14 protein-coding genes are annotated in these 14,758 nt (G+C 64.6%); 6 read left to right on the top strand and 8 right to left on the bottom strand.

Going from position 1 to position 14,758, the window contains the following annotated elements:
• From QZY67_RS09915 to QZY67_RS09905, 3 genes are all read right to left on the bottom strand, one after another.
• Positions 1–485 (bottom strand): FGGY family carbohydrate kinase (locus QZY67_RS09915; protein ID WP_295369932.1); only part of this gene is annotated, 485 nt, incomplete at its 3' end.
• A 267-nt stretch (positions 486–752) separates the two neighbouring features.
• The gene (locus QZY67_RS09910) at positions 753–1,703 is read right to left on the bottom strand and encodes a transketolase family protein (protein ID WP_295369929.1); all 951 of its coding nucleotides are present in this window, start codon (positions 1,701–1,703) and stop codon (positions 753–755) included.
• A 1-nt stretch (position 1,704) separates the two neighbouring features.
• Positions 1,705–2,556 carry a transketolase gene (locus QZY67_RS09905; RefSeq protein ID WP_294536537.1) on the bottom strand — a complete coding sequence of 284 codons (852 nt, stop codon included), beginning with the start codon at positions 2,554–2,556 and terminating at the stop codon, positions 1,705–1,707.
• A gap of 235 nt (positions 2,557–2,791) precedes the next feature.
• On the opposite strand from QZY67_RS09905, the gene QZY67_RS09900 reads away from it, so the two are divergent.
• A complete protein-coding gene (locus QZY67_RS09900; protein WP_294536539.1) occupies positions 2,792–3,067 on the top strand; it encodes a hypothetical protein in 276 nt (91 codons plus the stop codon).
• Positions 3,068–3,361: 294 nt separating this feature from the next.
• Here the strand turns inward: QZY67_RS09900 and argS are convergent, their stop codons facing one another.
• From argS to murI, 3 genes are all read right to left on the bottom strand, one after another.
• On the bottom strand, positions 3,362–5,110 hold the full coding sequence (gene argS, locus QZY67_RS09895; RefSeq protein WP_295369927.1) for an arginine--tRNA ligase: 1,749 nt from the start codon (positions 5,108–5,110) through the stop codon (positions 3,362–3,364).
• A 53-nt stretch (positions 5,111–5,163) separates the two neighbouring features.
• Positions 5,164–5,607, bottom strand: coding sequence for a DUF1934 domain-containing protein (locus QZY67_RS09890; RefSeq protein WP_295369926.1), 444 nt, complete (start codon positions 5,605–5,607; stop codon positions 5,164–5,166).
• An 84-nt stretch (positions 5,608–5,691) separates the two neighbouring features.
• A complete protein-coding gene (gene murI, locus QZY67_RS09885; RefSeq protein WP_295369925.1) occupies positions 5,692–6,507 on the bottom strand; it encodes a glutamate racemase in 816 nt (271 codons plus the stop codon).
• 220 nt (positions 6,508–6,727) lie between these two features.
• On the opposite strand from murI, the gene QZY67_RS09880 reads away from it, so the two are divergent.
• Together QZY67_RS09880 and QZY67_RS09875 are read left to right on the top strand one after the other, a co-directional pair.
• Positions 6,728–7,144, top strand: a complete 417-nt coding sequence (locus QZY67_RS09880; RefSeq protein WP_148316414.1) for a hypothetical protein — start codon at positions 6,728–6,730, stop codon at positions 7,142–7,144.
• 324 nt (positions 7,145–7,468) lie between these two features.
• On the top strand, positions 7,469–7,957 hold the full coding sequence (locus QZY67_RS09875) for a phosphatase PAP2 family protein (protein WP_295369923.1): 489 nt from the start codon (positions 7,469–7,471) through the stop codon (positions 7,955–7,957).
• A 46-nt stretch (positions 7,958–8,003) separates the two neighbouring features.
• On the opposite strand, the gene QZY67_RS09870 is transcribed toward QZY67_RS09875, so the two are convergent.
• Entirely contained in the window at positions 8,004–9,779 is a 1,776-nt protein-coding gene (locus QZY67_RS09870) for a copper amine oxidase N-terminal domain-containing protein (protein ID WP_295369921.1), read from the bottom strand.
• Between the two features lie 174 nt (positions 9,780–9,953).
• On the opposite strand from QZY67_RS09870, the gene QZY67_RS09865 reads away from it, so the two are divergent.
• The 3 genes from QZY67_RS09865 to selB are packed head-to-tail and all read left to right on the top strand — an operon-like array spanning position 9,954 to position 13,564.
• A complete protein-coding gene (locus tag QZY67_RS09865) occupies positions 9,954–10,229 on the top strand; it encodes a helix-turn-helix transcriptional regulator (RefSeq protein WP_295369920.1) in 276 nt (91 codons plus the stop codon).
• Between the two features lie 51 nt (positions 10,230–10,280).
• Positions 10,281–11,678: an L-seryl-tRNA(Sec) selenium transferase gene (selA, locus tag QZY67_RS09860; protein WP_295369919.1), complete on the top strand. Its 1,398-nt coding sequence runs from the start codon at positions 10,281–10,283 to the stop codon at positions 11,676–11,678.
• On the top strand, positions 11,675–13,564 hold the full coding sequence (selB, locus tag QZY67_RS09855) for a selenocysteine-specific translation elongation factor (RefSeq protein ID WP_295369918.1): 1,890 nt from the start codon (positions 11,675–11,677) through the stop codon (positions 13,562–13,564). The genes selA and selB overlap by 4 nt, the downstream gene beginning before the upstream one ends.
• A gap of 224 nt (positions 13,565–13,788) precedes the next feature.
• Here the strand turns inward: selB and QZY67_RS09850 are convergent.
• The coding region (locus tag QZY67_RS09850) for a helix-turn-helix transcriptional regulator (RefSeq protein WP_366448966.1) at positions 13,789–14,758 on the bottom strand (970 nt) is incomplete at its 5' end.

Here is a 14,758-nt window from a genome sequence, read left to right as displayed (position 1 = left end):
CAGGCGTCCACCGTGCCGAACAGCAGCTCCCCCGCCTCGGCCCGCTCGCGCGCGCCCGGGACGTTATCGAGTATCCAGCGCAGCTTGGTACCCGAAAAGTAGGCGTCGGGTATGAGGCCGGTCTTGGAGCGTATCAAGTCGGAGTATCCGGCATCGACGAGCTCGTCCACCATTCCGCTGGTGCGGCGGCACTGCCAAACTATGGCGTTGCAGACCGGCTCGCCGGTGTTTCTGTCCCAAACCACGGTGGTCTCGCGCTGGTTCGTGATGCCTATCGCGGCTATGTCCCGCGCCGGAACCTTCATTTTCAGCATGGCTGTGCGGGCCACCTCGAGCGTGGTGTCCCATATCTCCTCCGGGTCGTGCTCGACCCAGCCGGGCTGCGGATAGTACTGCGTGAACTCCTTCTGCGCGAGCGAGCATATGCGCCCGCTGTAATCGAATATCAGGCAGCGTGAGCTGGTGGTGCCCTGGTCGAGCGCCATTATGTACTTCACCCGTCATCATCCTTTCACCCGCGCATGCTCCCCCGGCTGCGGCGTAAAAATAAGCAGTGCGGACTCCGGGTATAGCCCCGTGTCCGCACATGCCTTTCCCTTCTCTGCCCACTGTGTACATATTGGACTACTTTATTTTAGTCCCTCAGGCAGTGTAAATTCAATTATTAAAAGCTATGAAAATTTCAACGAATTTTCAACTGATTGCACAATAACTGTGCAAATCGGCGCCAAGCTTGTAGATAATTTAACGACTTACTTCTTTTTCAGCGCTATCGCGCGCTCGGCCTTCTCCGCCATGACCTCGGCGGTGAGGCCGTAGGCTGCCAGCACCTTCTTGGCGGGACCGGAGCGGCCGAAGCAGTCCTCCACGCCGTGGCGCACCACGGGCACGGGGCAGGCCTGGGACAGGTACTCGCACACGGCGGCGCCCAGTCCGCCGACGATGCTGTGCTCCTCGCTGGTGACGATGGCGCCGGTCTCTCTGGCGGCCTGGAGCACCAGCGCCTCGTCCAGAGGCTTGATGGTGTGCATGTCAATCACCCGGACGGAGACGCCCTCGGCGGCCATGATGTCGGCGGCCTTGAGGGCCTCCTGGACCATAAGTCCGCAGGCAATGACGGTCACGTCGCCGCCGGAGCGCATGGTGACGCCCTTGCCCAGCTCGAACTTGTAGCCGGGCATCTCGTCGGTCACGTTGTCCACGGCCATGCGGCCCAGACGCAGGTAGGAGGGGCCGTTCAGGTTGAGCAGGGCCTCGGTGGCCAGGGTCATCTCGTGGCCGTCGCAGGGCACCACCACGGTCATGCCCGGGAGGACCCGCATGTTGTTCAGGTCCTCGTTGCACTGGTGGGTGGCGCCGTCCTCGCCCACGGAGAGGCCGCCGTGAGAGCCCACCACGGTGACGGGCAGGCCGGGATAGGCGATGGAGTTGCGCACCTGCTCCCAGGCCCGGCCGGTGGCAAACACGGCGAAGGTGTTGATAAAGGGGTGCTTGCCGCAGGCGGCCAGTCCGGCGGCCACGCTGGTCATATTGCCCTCGGCAATGCCCATGTCAAAGTGCCGGTCCGGGTACGCCTGGGCGAACTTGCCGGTGTTGACGGCCTGGGACAGATCCGCGTCCAGAACCAGCAGCTCCGGGTGGGTCTTGGCCAGCTCAACCAGAGCCGCGCCGTAGGCGGCGCGCGTCGCAATGCTTCCTGCCATCTTACTTCCCCTCCTCTTCCAGCTGCCTGAGATGTGCTTCCAGCTCGCCCTTGGCCTGGGCGTACTGCTCGTCGTTGGGGGCCTTGCCGTGCCAGGTGTAGACGCCCTCCATGAAGGACACGCCCTTGCCCTTGATGGTGTGGGCCAGGACCACGGTGGGCCTGCCCTTCACGGTCCTGGCCTGGTCAAAGGCGCCGGCCAGGGCGGCGTAGTCGTGGCCGTCCGCCTCGATGACGTTCCAGCCGAAGGCGGTCCACTTGGCGGCCAGATCGCCCAGGGGCATCACGTCGTCGGTGGTGCCGTCGATCTGCATCTTGTTGTAGTCCACCACGGCGCACAGGTTGTCCAGGTGATACTTGTCGGCCGACATGGCGGCCTCCCACACCTGGCCCTCGTCCAGCTCGCCGTCGCCCAGAATGGCGTAGACCCGGTAGTCCTTCTTATCAATCTTGCCCGCCAGAGCCATGCCCACGGCGGCGGAGATGCCCTGGCCCAGAGAGCCGGTGGACATGTCCACGCCCTTCACATGGACCATGTCGGGGTGGCCGGAGTAGTGGCCGTCAATGCTGCGGAAGAGCTGCATGTCCTCCACAGGGAAGAATCCCCGCAGGGCCAGCGCCGCGTACAGGGCGGGGGTGCAGTGGCCCTTGCTCATCACCAGGCGGTCCCGATCAGGGTCCCTGGGCTGGTCGGGGTTCACCTTCATCTCATGGAAGTAGAGGACGGTGAGAATGTCCATCACGGACAGGGAGCCGCCGGTGTGGCCGGAGGCGGCGCGGTGGATGGCCGACAGGCCCAAAAGCCGGCCCTTGGTGGCGGTAATCGCCAGTTCCCGGATCTCTTTGGGTTCCATGGAATCCTTCCTTTCTTCATGTTCCCTTTTTTCGATGTCAGGGAAGGTAAAAATACAGTCCAGCTGCGGACAGGTAACACTGTGCCGGAGTTCCGGCACAATACGCCAATTTAACCAGCTTAGATTATAGCATGGCACAGAGCACCGGTCAAACAGAATGTGCGCCGGTCTTTTTCACATGCACGCCGCCGGCGCGCATATAATGGCAGTACAGGCGCGGAAGGAGGCGGCGGCGATGGAGCAGAAGGAGAACAGGCGGGACACGGCGGTACGGCTCGCGTGCTGCGCGGTCATTGCCCTGATCATTTGCTACGGCGCGGAGAAGCTGGGGGAACACCTCAAGCTCCCCCTGTGGGAGGAGCACGGCCATCTGCTGAAGGAGAACAAGGTGCAGGCTGTGGCAATTCTGGCGGCGCTGTTCTTCGGGGCGTCCCTGGCCCTTTTCCCGCCGGCGGAGGAGGACCGCGATTCCTGCGGCCCGGAGACCTACACCCAGGTGGAGTGCGAGTAGCAAAACAGTCCCCCGCTCGGATGAGCGGGGGACTGTTCAGCGCGTCAAAAAACCTCCCGGAAGGGGAAGCCTCGCAGAGTTCCATCATCCGCAGATGACGGAATGAAATGAAAATCCGTCATTTCCGGGGACATGCGCCACGGAAATGACACTTTGCATGAAATTTTTCCCGACAATTTCCTCAGAAATCGAGGGGAAAATTTCATGAAGCTCCCTCGAAAAAGTGGTGGAAGCCACTTTTTCGACAGCCTGAGTCCCCTGCTCGGATGAGCGGGGGACTGTTGTAAGCTGTGATTACATCTTCTCCGGGGCGGTGACGCCGATGAGGGCCATGCCGTTGGCCAGCACGGAGCGGACGGTATCCGCCAGCTTGAGCCGGGCGGCCAGCACGTGCTCCTCCTCGCCCTTGATGCGGCAGGCGTTGTAGAACCGGTGGAAGTCGCCGGCCAGGGTGAGCAGGTAGCGGTTGATGTGGGAGGGATCATAATCCCGGCTGGCCAGACGGATCTCCTCGGGGAAGAGGGACAGGGTCTTGACCAGGGCCAGCTCCTCAGGGGTGGAGAACACAGAGGCGTCAATGGCGGAGGCAGCGGACACGCCGGCCCCCTCCTCCTTCATGCGGGCCACCAGGGAGCAGATACGGGCGTGGGCGTACTGGACATAGTACACCGGGTTGTCGGAGTCCTCCTTGACAGCCAGGTCCAGGTCGAAGTCCAGGGGGCTGGTGAAGGAACGGGAGTTGAAGAAGTAGCGGCAGGCGTCCACGCTCACCTCGTCCAGCAGGTCCCGCAGGGCGATGGCCTTGCCGGAGCGCTTGCTCATCCGGACGGGCTTGCCGTCCTGGAGCAGGTTCACCAGCTGCATGAGCACCACCACCAGGCGGTGGGAGCCGTCCAGGCCCAGGCCGTCCAGGGCTGCCTGGAGACGGGCCACGTGGCCGTGGTGATCGGCGCCCCAGATGTTGATGGCGGTCTGGAAGCCCCGCTTCTCCAGCTTGTTGCGGTGGTAGGCGATGTCGGCGGCGAAGTAGGTGTAGAACCCGTTGGCACGGCGGAGCACGTCGTCCTTCAGGTCCAGCTTGTCCACCTGCTCACGGGTCTTACCCTCCCGCATATACTTCTCCTTGAGCAGCTCGGTGGTGTTGAGCCACAGGGCGCCGTCCTTCTCATAGGTCCAGCCCTTGTCGCTGAGCATGCCCACGGTCTCGGCCACATAGCCGCTGTTGTGGAGGGTGGACTCCAGGAACCACTCGTTGTACTCAATCTTGTACCGGCGCAGATCCTCCTGCATCTTGGGGATGTTGCGCTTGAGGCCGAAGTTGGCCATGGCCTCCTGGCGCTCCTCCTCGCTCTTGTCTACCCAGCTGTCGCCGTGCTCGGCGCGGAAAGCGGCGGCCAGCTCCTTGATGTCGTCGCCCTGATAGCAGTCCTCGGGGAAGGGCACGTTCTCCTCACCCAGGATGAGCTGGCGGTACCGGGCGTCGATGGACACGGCGAACTTGTGGATCTGGTTGCCGGCGTCGTTGACGTAGAACTCACGCCACACGTCGTAGCCGGCCCGCTCCAGCACGCTGGCCAGGCTGTCGCCCAGCACGCCGCCCCGGGCGTTGCCGATGTGCATGGGGCCGGTGGGGTTGGCGGAGACGAACTCCACCATGACCTTCTCGCCGTGACCCTCGTCCACGGAGCCGTAGGTCATGCCCTCCCGCTCGATGTCCGCGATGACCTCACCGTACCAGCGGCTACCCAGGCGGAAGTTGAGGAAGCCGGGGCCGGCGATCTCGGCGCTCTGGAAATAGGTCCCCTCCAGCTCCAGGTGGTCCAGGATAATCTGGGCGATGGCTCTGGGGGCCATGTGGAGGGCCTTGGCCCCCGCCATGGCGAAGGAGGAGGCGTAGTCCCCGTGGGACACGTCCTTGGGAATCTCGATGGTGGCCTTTACCTGGGCGCCGGCGGGCAGGAGGCCCTCGGCGGCGGCCTTCTCATAGGCCGCCTGGGTCAGGGACGCCACCTGGTCCTTGGCGGACTGGATCATGTTGGACATCTCAAATCACCTCATCAATATCTGGTAAAGGGCGGCGTCCGCCGCCCGTGAACTTACTGCATCAGCACAGGGGGCTTCTCCCGGACCTGAATCTGGAACAGGTTCTGCCCCGCCACAGCGTGCTCAATCTCAATGGCGTAGTTGATCTCAATGCTGCCGCCGTGGTCATCCATGCGGCAGTCCATGCGGTGGGTCTTGATGCCCACGGCCAGTGCCCCGTAGGGGGTGTTGTACATGGACAGGTGGCGGCGGCCCTCCTCGAACACCATCTGGGAGTTGACCTCCCCGTGGCGCATGAGGGTGATGCGGCCGTCCTCAATCTGGAAGGTGGTCAGGGTGCCCTCCAGGCCGGTGAGCTCGCTCTCCTGATAGCTGAGGGTGTAGGCCCCCTCGCCCTCCTTGGCCAGCAGGCCCTCGGTGACCAGCTCGATGGTCTCGTCCTCCACGTTTTCGTAGGACTGCCTGCCCTTGATGGAAATAATGACGCTCTTATCCATTCTCTCGACCTCTGATGTGAACCAAAATGCAAGGTATTATATCCCAAATCCGGGGAAAAGTAAAGGACTGCCGCCGGTTTCCGCTCAATATTTTGTAATGTCCACCTGCTCCACCGCGCCGGTGATGTCCCGGCCCAGGAAGATGGAGGCCAGGGCGGCGAAGTCGGCGGCGCTGTCGCTGGCGAAGTAGCGGCGCTCGCCCGCATGGTCCGGGCTGTTGAGGCCGTCCCGCCTGGCCAGCATGGCGGCCACCTGCCGGGCGCAGGCCGCGCCGGTGTTGATGAGCGTCACGCCGGGGCCCATAAAGTTTCCGATGACCTGGGACAGGAGGGGGTAGTGGGTGCAGCCCAGCACCAGTGTGTCCACCCCGGCCTCCTTCAGGGGGGCGAGATACTCCTCGGCCACCATCTCGGCCACCCTGTCGCCGGGGCGGAAGCGGCCGTTCTCCACCAGGGGCACAAAGAGGGGGCAGGCCCGGGCGGTGACCTGGGCGCCGGGCAGCAGCTTGGCGATGTACTTCTCATAGGCCCCGGTGCGGATGGTGGCCTGGGTGCCGATGAGACCGATTTTCCCGCTGCGGGTGGCGGCCGCGGCCTCGGCCACCGCAGGGCGCACCACGCCCAGCACCGGGATGGGGTTCTCCTGCTCCAGCACCTCCAGCGCGGTGGTGGACACGGTGCCGCAGGCGATGACAACGGCCTTCAGGTCAAAGGTCTTGAGAAAGGCCACGTCCTGCCGGGCGTACTTGATAATGGTATCCCGGGAGCGGCTGCCGTAGGGCACCCGGCCGGTGTCGCCGAAGTATACGATGTCCTCCTCCGGCATCAGATGGATCAGCTCCCGGACGGCGGTCAGGCCGCCCATACCCGAGTCAAACACGCCGATTGGCCGACGGTCCACAGCAACAACCTCCAGGCAAAACAATTGCGGGGCGGAATTGCTCCGCCTGCCGCTTATCCTATATAATATATGCGAAACCACGGCGGAACACAAGGGGAAATTTCACCGGATTTCTTTCCCCGCCAGGTTTGACTTTTCCCTATCTTGTTAATATAATATGTGCAAGCGGAGCGGCCCGGCCCATGCTCCGCCATGTCACGACAGCGAGGAGGTTTCGCGCATGAAGCTGGAACTGACAAAAAAGCAGTACCGCCGGCTGCTTGATATGGTCTATATCGGGAACTGGATCCTCAATTCCACCCGGGGCGACGACCGTTTTGCCGACTATGACGAGGTGGAGAGCCTGCTCTTCTCCAAGGCGGCGGAGGAGGGGATGCCCAGCCTGGCCGAGCTCTGGCAGGGCGAGGTGGTGCCCTCTCGGGCCTTTGTGGACGGCGGCATACACGAGGCCATTATGGAGTACGAAAACAACGTGTTTTTTGAGATTCTCGCCGAGGACCTGGCCCGCCGGGACATGGACGATCCCCCCATCGACGAGACCAACTACGAGGAGCTCAACCGCCGCATTGACGGCTATATGGCCGAATTTGAGGAGCACGGCACGGACAACATCCTCATCGACGCCGACCTGCCCTGACGCCGGCCCTCCCCCTCTCCGCACCCGCCCGCCGGGCGGATGGGGTCGGCGTGTCAAAAAAAGCTCCCAGGGAAGGAAGCCTTGCAGAGTTCCTGGGGCCGCAGCCCCAGGAATGAAATTAAAATCTGTCGTTTCCGGGGACATGCGCCTCGGAAATGACACTTCTCATGGCGGGAGGGGCGGCAATTTTGCCAAAAATCGAGTCCCTCCCGCCATGCAGCCTTCCTCGAAAAAGGTGCTTCGCACCTTTTTCGACAGTCTGTCCGCACCCGCCCGCCGGGCGGGTGCGGTTTCGTCTGCATCCCATTTTCCAGGAGGTTGACCATGACAGCATCGCTCTACGCCCGCCTGTCCGCCCCCTTCCGCCCCTATGCCGGGGCCATCCGGGTGTTGAACAGGCTGCTCACATTGTCGGTCTACATCGCCTACCCCGCCCTGCTCCTCTTTCTGCTGCTCACCCGGGACCCGCGGCTGCTGCGGGCGGTGATTGCGCCGGGGGTGTCCTTCGCGGCCCTGACCCTGTTCCGCAAGTGGTGCAACGCCCCCCGGCCCTATGAGGTGCTGGACATTGTCCCCCTCATCCCCAAGGACACCAGGGGCAACTCCTTCCCCAGCCGCCACGTGTTCTCGGTCTTTGTCATCGACATGGCCTTCTGGTGGGTGTGCCCCCCTCTGGGCGGGGTGTTTCTGGCCGTGGGGGTGCTCATCGCCCTCATCCGGGTCATCGGCGGCGTCCACTTCCCCCGGGACGTGCTCTCCGGGGCCGTTCTGGGCGCGGCCTGCGGCGCCGTGGGCTTCTGGCTCATCCCCTGAATGCAAAAAATCCACCTTCCCAGGGAGGAAGGTGGATTTTTTTGTGTTATCGGACAATACCGGGCAGGCTGTCCAGCCCGCCGGAATACTCCGTGCCGGCGCCCAGCGCATCGGCGGTTCGGACCACCGCGCCCTCAGGCGGCGTGGTGACGGGCATGTCGCTGGTCTCTTCCACAGAGGCCTCCGCCTTCATCTCCAGCTTTCCGCCGTAGCCGATCCCGGCGGTCAGGGTGCACACCATCTCGGTGCTGTCCCCGCTGGCGGAGAAGCTGATGTCCATGGGTGTACTGCCCGTGATAAGGGCGGGCACCTTTACTGTCATATCCAGCTCCATATCCACCAGCTGGTTGTCCCGCACCTGGAAGGCGCCGGTGCAGTCCACCTTCAGTTCGTTGTTCAGGTAGCTCTGCAGCAGGTAGAGATCCAGGGTCCCCTTCTCCTCCGCCAGGGCGGAAACCTTGTCCGTCAGAGCAAGGGTATCCACCTTCAGGGTGTAGGTGGTGGTGCTTCCGGCGGTGGAGACGGTGAAGCAGTCATCCCCCAGGATGAGGGCCAGCAGCTCCGCCGTGTCCAGGGCGCTGACGCAGGGGGGCATTCCGGTCCCACTGACGCCGCTCTCCTTCAGCGCGGCGGTCAGCATGCTGCCCACCGTGAGGGCCTGCGTCTGTGCCTCCTCCGGCAGGGCCTCCCCGCCTTCGACCAGGGGCAGAGCCACCCACTCGCCGCTGCCCACGGTGCTGCCGGGGATGTCCCCCAGCTTGTTTCCGGTCATGTAGAGGGTTCCCTGGTCCAGGTCGCCCCGCATCTCCATCTCAAAGTCGGACAGCAGGTCCAGCGCCGCCGCTTCTTCCTCCAGCATACTGGCGGTGACCATCCCCTTCAGGTCTCCCAGGTCCAGATCCAGCTTCATGTCCAGATCCGCCTGCCCGCCCCGGACCAGGCCGTCCACAGTCAGGGATATGGCGGCGGTGCCGCTTTCCGCCTCGGTCGCGCCGTAGAGGGTCATGGACCCGGACACCAGCTCCTTCACCCGGTAGGTCTGCTCCGGGTCGCTCTGCCCCTGCCCTATGGACAGCAGGGTGTTAAGCGTGGCGAAGTTCTGGTCAATTTGCGCCTCAATGCTGTCCCAGTCGGTGAAGTGGGCCGCCTGATAGTCCCCGTCCCACGCCACGGCCATGCCCACCGCCTCGCCGGCAAAGCGGGCGGGGATGTAGGTCCGGTTGGCCACTGCCGTCAGGGGCACGTCCATCTCAATCTTGTCAATCTTATCCCCGGACACCCGGGTCATGGTGGTGCTCCCCCCGGTCAGCTCCAGGGTGACCCCGTCGGGCAGCACGGCGGTGACCACGTTGTCCGCGTAGTCCACCTTGGCCCCCAGCGCCTCCAGGAAGGGGCGCACCGGCACCATGGTGCGGCCGTTCAGGCCCCAGGGCTCCAGCCCGTCCAGGTCCAGCCATTCCCCGTTGACCGACACGTTGATGCCGTCGGGGTAGGGCATGCCCAGGGCTTCCTTCACACTCTGAAGATACTGCTCCCACTCCTCCTCCCACGCATCGCCGTAGAAGGCCTGATCCCACTCCTCCATGTCGGTGTAGTACTGCTCTTCCTCCGTGCCGCTCTGGACGAAATAGGCGTCCCAGTAGTCATACCAGAGGTCCTCGCTCCATTCCGCCGTCGCCGTGTCCTTCTGCTCCTGGGTCCAGGTGTACCAGGGGCCGTACTGCTGGTAGGCCTCCGCTCCGGTGAGCACCGTCTCCGCAGCCGAGGCGGGCGCGCAGGAGATCAGCAGAAGCACTGCCAATAGGGTTGCCAGTTTCTTCATGGGTGTTCCTCCTTTTTTCCCGGGTTTTGGGTACTGCAAATTTAGTTTACTATGTTTTCCCTCAATTGTCCACTTCTTCTTATTTTCCATTTTAGTCATCTTTGGAATAATTATAGTTCGACTCCGTGATACTGTCAAGGAAATTATCCATCTTTGGCATATTGGAGGACGACAATGAAGCTGTACCGATACCGCGGAAAGGCCAATCTCTGCGGCCGTCAGGTCCGCCGCCTGCGGGTGGACCTGGGCCTGTCCCAGGAGCAGCTGGCCGCCCGGCTCCAGGTGGCGGGGCTGGCCCTGGAGCAGAAGGCGGTGAGCCGGATCGAAACCGGCAGCCGGGTGGTGGCCGATTTTGAACTCATGGCCCTGGCCGCCGCCCTGAACACCTCCCCCCTCGCCCTGCTGGACGAGGACAAATCCTGGCCCATCGGGGAGGCATCTGTGCTATAATGGTACCTGCTGAACCGGCCCTGTGAGAAATTTTCCCCGGAGGTGCTGTCCATGTGTGAAAATCCGCTCCGCGCCCTGCCCAAAATGGACGTTCTGCTGTCCCATCCCACCCTGGTCTCCGCCCGTGAGACGATCCCCTACGGCCTCATCCGCCAGGCCGCCCGGGACACCCTGGAGGAGGTGCGCCGGACCGTTCTGGCCGGGGCGGCTGTGCCGCCTGTGGACGCCCTGGCCGGTGAAATTGCCTCCGCGGCCCGGGCCCTGTGCCGTCCGGGCCTGCGGAAGGTTATCAACGCCACCGGCGTGGTGCTCCACACCAATCTGGGCCGGGCGCCCCTGGCCCCCCAGGCGGCAGAGGCAGTCCGGGCGGCGGCGGAGGGCTACTCCAATCTGGAGTACGACCTGGACAGAGCCTGCCGGGGCAGCCGCCACAGCCACGTGGAGGCCCTGCTCTGCTCCCTCACCGGGTCGGAGGCGGCCATGGCGGTGAACAACAACGCCGCCGCCGTGTTCCTCATGCTCTCCGCCCTGGCGGCGGGCAAAGGGGTGGCCGTGTCCAGGGGGGAGCTGGTGGAGATTGGCGGCGCCTTCCGGGTGCCTGAGATCATGGAGGCAAGCGGCGCGGTTCTCCGGGAGGTGGGCACCACCAACAAGACCCGCCGGGCCGACTATGAGCGCGCCCTGCTCTCCCAGGAGGCCCAGGCCCTGCTGAAGGTCCACACCAGCAATTACCAGATTGTGGGCTTCACCGAGGACACCCCTCTGTCCCAGCTCGCCGGGCTGGCGGCGGCCCACGGCGTGCCCCTGCTGTGCGACCTGGGCAGCTGCGTCCTCTCCCCCGCCGCCCTGCCCGCCCTCCCCGCCGCTCCCAGCGCGGCGGCGGCCCTGGCCGACGGGGCCGACGTGGTGTGTTTCTCCGGGGACAAGCTGCTGGGCGGTCCCCAGGCGGGCGTGGTGCTGGGGAAAAAGCGGTACATCGACGCCATGAAGCGCCATCCCCTGGCCCGGGTGGTGCGCATCGACAAGCTGTCTCTGGCCGCCCTGGAGGCCACGCTCCTCCTCCTCCGGGACCCGGAAGCCGCAAGAGAGGCCCTGCCCGTGCTGTCCATGCTGGGCGCCCGGCCCGAGGACCTGCGCGGCCGGGCTGAGGGGCTGGCCGCCGGGCTGAGCGCGGCCCTGGGGCCGGACTATACAGTGTCCGTCCTCCCCTGCGCCGGTCAGGTGGGGGGCGGGTCCATGCCCAACGAGGCGCTGCCCGGCTTCTGCGCCGCCGTCACCGCCGGGCCGGGCGTCCCCGAGGGGCTGGAGGCCGCCTTCCGCCGCCATGCGGTGCCCATCCTCTGCCGCATCCACCACGGCGCCCTCCTGCTGGACGTGCGCACCCTGGCGGCGGAGGATGAGGCGGAAATTCTCCGGGCGGCGGAAGCGGTAAGGGAGACGAGCCGGTGAACCGCCTGATTCTGGCGGTGGCGGGCCACGTGGACCACGGAAAGACCGCCCTGGTGAAGGCCCTCACCGGCACGGACACCGACACCCTCCCCGAGGAGAAGCGCCGGGGCCTGACCATTGAGCCGGGCTTTGCCGTCCTCCCCCTGCCGGACGGCGGAGAGGCCGACCTGGTGGACGTACCCGGCCACGAGAGGTTCATCCGCGGCATGCTCGCCGGGGCGGCGGGGGCGGATGGGGTGCTCCTCACGGTGGACGCGGGCGAGGGGATCATGCCCCAGACCAGGGAGCACCTGGCCCTGTGCGCCCTGCTGGGCATGGAGCGGGGCATTGTGGCCATCACCAAGGCGGATCTGGCGGATGAGGGCCGTCTTGCCCGGGTGAAGGCGGACTGCGCCGCCCTGACGGCGGGCACCTTCCTGGACGGCGCGCCCATCCTCCCCGTCTCGGCCAAAACCGGGCTGGGGCTGGACGCCCTGCGCCGGGCCATCGCCGCCCTGCCTCCCCGCAGGCGGAGAGTTGACCTCCCCTTCCGGCTGGAGGTGGACCGGCGCTTCTCTCTCCCCGGCCGGGGGACGGTGGCGGCGGGCACTGTGTCCGCCGGACAGGTATCCCCCGGCGATGTGCTGGCGCTGTACCCCGGGCCGGGGACGGTGCGGGTGCGGGAGCTCCAGCGCCACGGTGTTGGCGCGGAACGGCTGGAGGCCGGAAACCGGGCCGCCCTGCTGCTCTCCGGGGACGCCGGTTCCGTTAAAAAGGGGGACACCCTGGCCGCCCCCGGCTCCATGGTCCTCACCGACCGGGCGGACGTAGAGCTGAAGCTGCTGACCGCCGCCCCCTGTTCCGTCAGACACGGCGCCCAGCTCCGCCTCCACCACGGCGCCGCCGCCCTGACCTGCCGGTGCGTGTTCTTCGACCGGGCGGAGCTGCTGCCCGGCGAGACCTGCTTCGCCCAGCTCCGGCTGGCCGCCCCCATGGCCGCCCGGATGGGAGACCGCTTTGTGGTCCGCTCCCTCTCCCCGGCGGCCACCGTGGGGGGCGGCATACTGCTGGACCTGTCCCCCCGGCACAAAAAGAAGGACCCCGGCCTGGCGGAACGGCTGTCCGCTCTGGCCTCTCCCGACCCGCTCCGCCGCATGGCGGCGTCGCTGGAGCTTCACGCCTTCCCGCAGACTTTGGAGGCGCTGGCCATGGCCGCAGGGCTGTCCCCGGCAGAGGGGCAGGCGGCGCTGGACGCGCTGTCCGGGACGGGGCGGGCGGTGGCCCTGGGAGAATTCTGGCTGTCCGCCTCCGCTATGGAGACGCTGGCACGCCGGGCCGCGGAGCTGCTGGACAGCTGGCACGCCGCCCGGCCCCTGGAGCCCGGCATGGGGGAGCAGGCCCTGTGCGCCCGCCTGCTCCCCGGCCAGGGCGGCCCGTCCGATGTGCTGCTTGCCGCTCTGGAGAGACAGGGCGTGCTCCGGCGGCGGAACGGCCTTGCGTACCGCCCCGGATTCCGGCCCAGGTACACCCCGGAGCTGGCCAAAATCCGGGACAGGCTGGAGGTCTTGTACCGCCGGGCCGGGCTGGAGGCCCCGGAGGACGCCGCCGTGGAGGCCGCCTTCGGCCCAGATTCCTCCGCCTGCCGCCAGGTGGTAGCCGCCATGACCCGGCAGGGGATTCTGATTCCCCTGGGGGAGGGCTGCCGCATCCACCGCCGCCCTCTGGGCCAGGCCCGCGCCCTGCTGCTGGAGCTGTTTCAGGACGCCCCCGCCCTCACGCTGGCCCGGTTCCGGGACGCGGCGGGGGTCAGCCGGAAATACGCCCTGCTGCTGCTGGAGCACTGGGATGAGGAGGGCCTCACCCGCCGGGAGGGAAATTACAGGGTTCTCCGGCGGGAAAATCTGTGATATAATAAGGTTTTGAGAGCCCGATGGGGGCAGAAGGGTATCTGGTGAGCCCCGCGGTCTTCAAAACCGTTGGGGGCGGCGGCCCCGCCCCGGTGAGCTTCTACAGGTGCTCATAAGAAAGTGATTTGAAAGAATTACGATTATGGCATCTGTCAGGCAGGATTGGGCAACGAAGAAATACGCCGTATTCAGCAGATTTTGCTGGATACGGCGTATTTTCTTGCCTATTTACGCTTTCTTTTTCCTTTCCCGTGTGTCATGCTGGCCCTGCCACGCTGACTTATAGGACTTTTCATGTGCTTGGACAGCCGCAGTATCTCAATCAGGGTGATAAACTGCTCCTTTGTGATGGCATCATAGTCAATGCCGAAAGTCGCCAGAAACGCCCGCGCCTTCTTTTCGTCGCTGCTGCCCTCAAAATTTATGGCAGTCTGCAACTGCTGCTGGACTTGTGCAGCGGCGGACGACTCGTCTGCCGTTGTGCTGTCAGTTTTGTGGGCCTCCCGAATATCGCAGAGTATCCCTGTCAGATCATCCGCAACCACATGACCGAAATATTCTTCCTCCGGCACCTGCGCCAATTCCAATGTACGGAGGTAGAGATCGTTCGCACCATCCTCTCGCTTTGCCAGCACCATTTGGCGCACGGCTTCCAACACAGCGTTCATGTCGTTGATCCGCATATCCGCGATGCGGTCAACATAAATTTCCGCGTCCAGCATCAACCGCTGAAAATCTTTATGGCAGATCAGCTCCGACAGCAGCCGGTGGTTGAACTGCCCGCCTTTCAATACTTCAATCGCACCGTCACCCAAATGCAGGGCTTCCAGCTCTGTGTTTGGGTGATTTTTTGTTTCCGTCAATCCCATCAGGTAATCGGCGGACACCCCGTAGAACTTTGCCAGCGCCGCGATGCTGAACGGGCTGATGTCTTTGAAATCGTCCGCCTCATATTTGCCGAGGGCAGCACGGGAAATCCCCGTCGCCTCGGAAAGCTGTTCCAGCGTCAGGCCGCGTTCTATCCGCAAATCTTTAAGCCGCTCCGGGATTGTCAGTTTGATATTCATATCCGCGCCCCCTCTCCTTCTGCTTTCTATTATAGCACAGATTTCTATAAGCGTGGAAATTTCCGCTTTTCGCACCCTTTTTCCAACCTCTTGGATATACGGGAACAGGCCCGATTTTTCGTTAAAC

Source organism: uncultured Pseudoflavonifractor sp. (assembly GCA_904419835.1).
Lineage (GTDB): Bacteria > Bacillota > Clostridia > Oscillospirales > Oscillospiraceae > Pseudoflavonifractor.
Note: the sequence above shows the minus strand (reverse complement) of the source record. Positions and strands in the feature narration are given on the sequence as shown.

Excerpts from the sequence above, each read along its gene's own strand:
- QZY67_RS09905 (WP_294536537.1), bottom strand. The coding sequence starts at position 2,556 with ATGGAACCCAAAGAGATCCGGGAACTGGCGATTACCGCCACCAAGGGC.
- argS (WP_295369927.1), bottom strand. The coding sequence starts at position 5,110 with ATGTCCAACATGATCCAGTCCGCCAAGGACCAGGTGGCGTCCCTGACC.
- QZY67_RS09875 (WP_295369923.1), top strand. The coding sequence starts at position 7,469 with ATGACAGCATCGCTCTACGCCCGCCTGTCCGCCCCCTTCCGCCCCTAT.
- QZY67_RS09865 (WP_295369920.1), top strand. The coding sequence starts at position 9,954 with ATGAAGCTGTACCGATACCGCGGAAAGGCCAATCTCTGCGGCCGTCAG.
- QZY67_RS09900 (WP_294536539.1), top strand. The coding sequence starts at position 2,792 with ATGGAGCAGAAGGAGAACAGGCGGGACACGGCGGTACGGCTCGCGTGC.
- QZY67_RS09880 (WP_148316414.1), top strand. The coding sequence starts at position 6,728 with ATGAAGCTGGAACTGACAAAAAAGCAGTACCGCCGGCTGCTTGATATG.
- selA (WP_295369919.1), top strand. The coding sequence starts at position 10,281 with ATGTGTGAAAATCCGCTCCGCGCCCTGCCCAAAATGGACGTTCTGCTG.
- QZY67_RS09910 (WP_295369929.1), bottom strand. The coding sequence starts at position 1,703 with ATGGCAGGAAGCATTGCGACGCGCGCCGCCTACGGCGCGGCTCTGGTT.
- QZY67_RS09890 (WP_295369926.1), bottom strand. The coding sequence starts at position 5,607 with ATGGATAAGAGCGTCATTATTTCCATCAAGGGCAGGCAGTCCTACGAA.
- QZY67_RS09870 (WP_295369921.1), bottom strand. The coding sequence starts at position 9,779 with ATGAAGAAACTGGCAACCCTATTGGCAGTGCTTCTGCTGATCTCCTGC.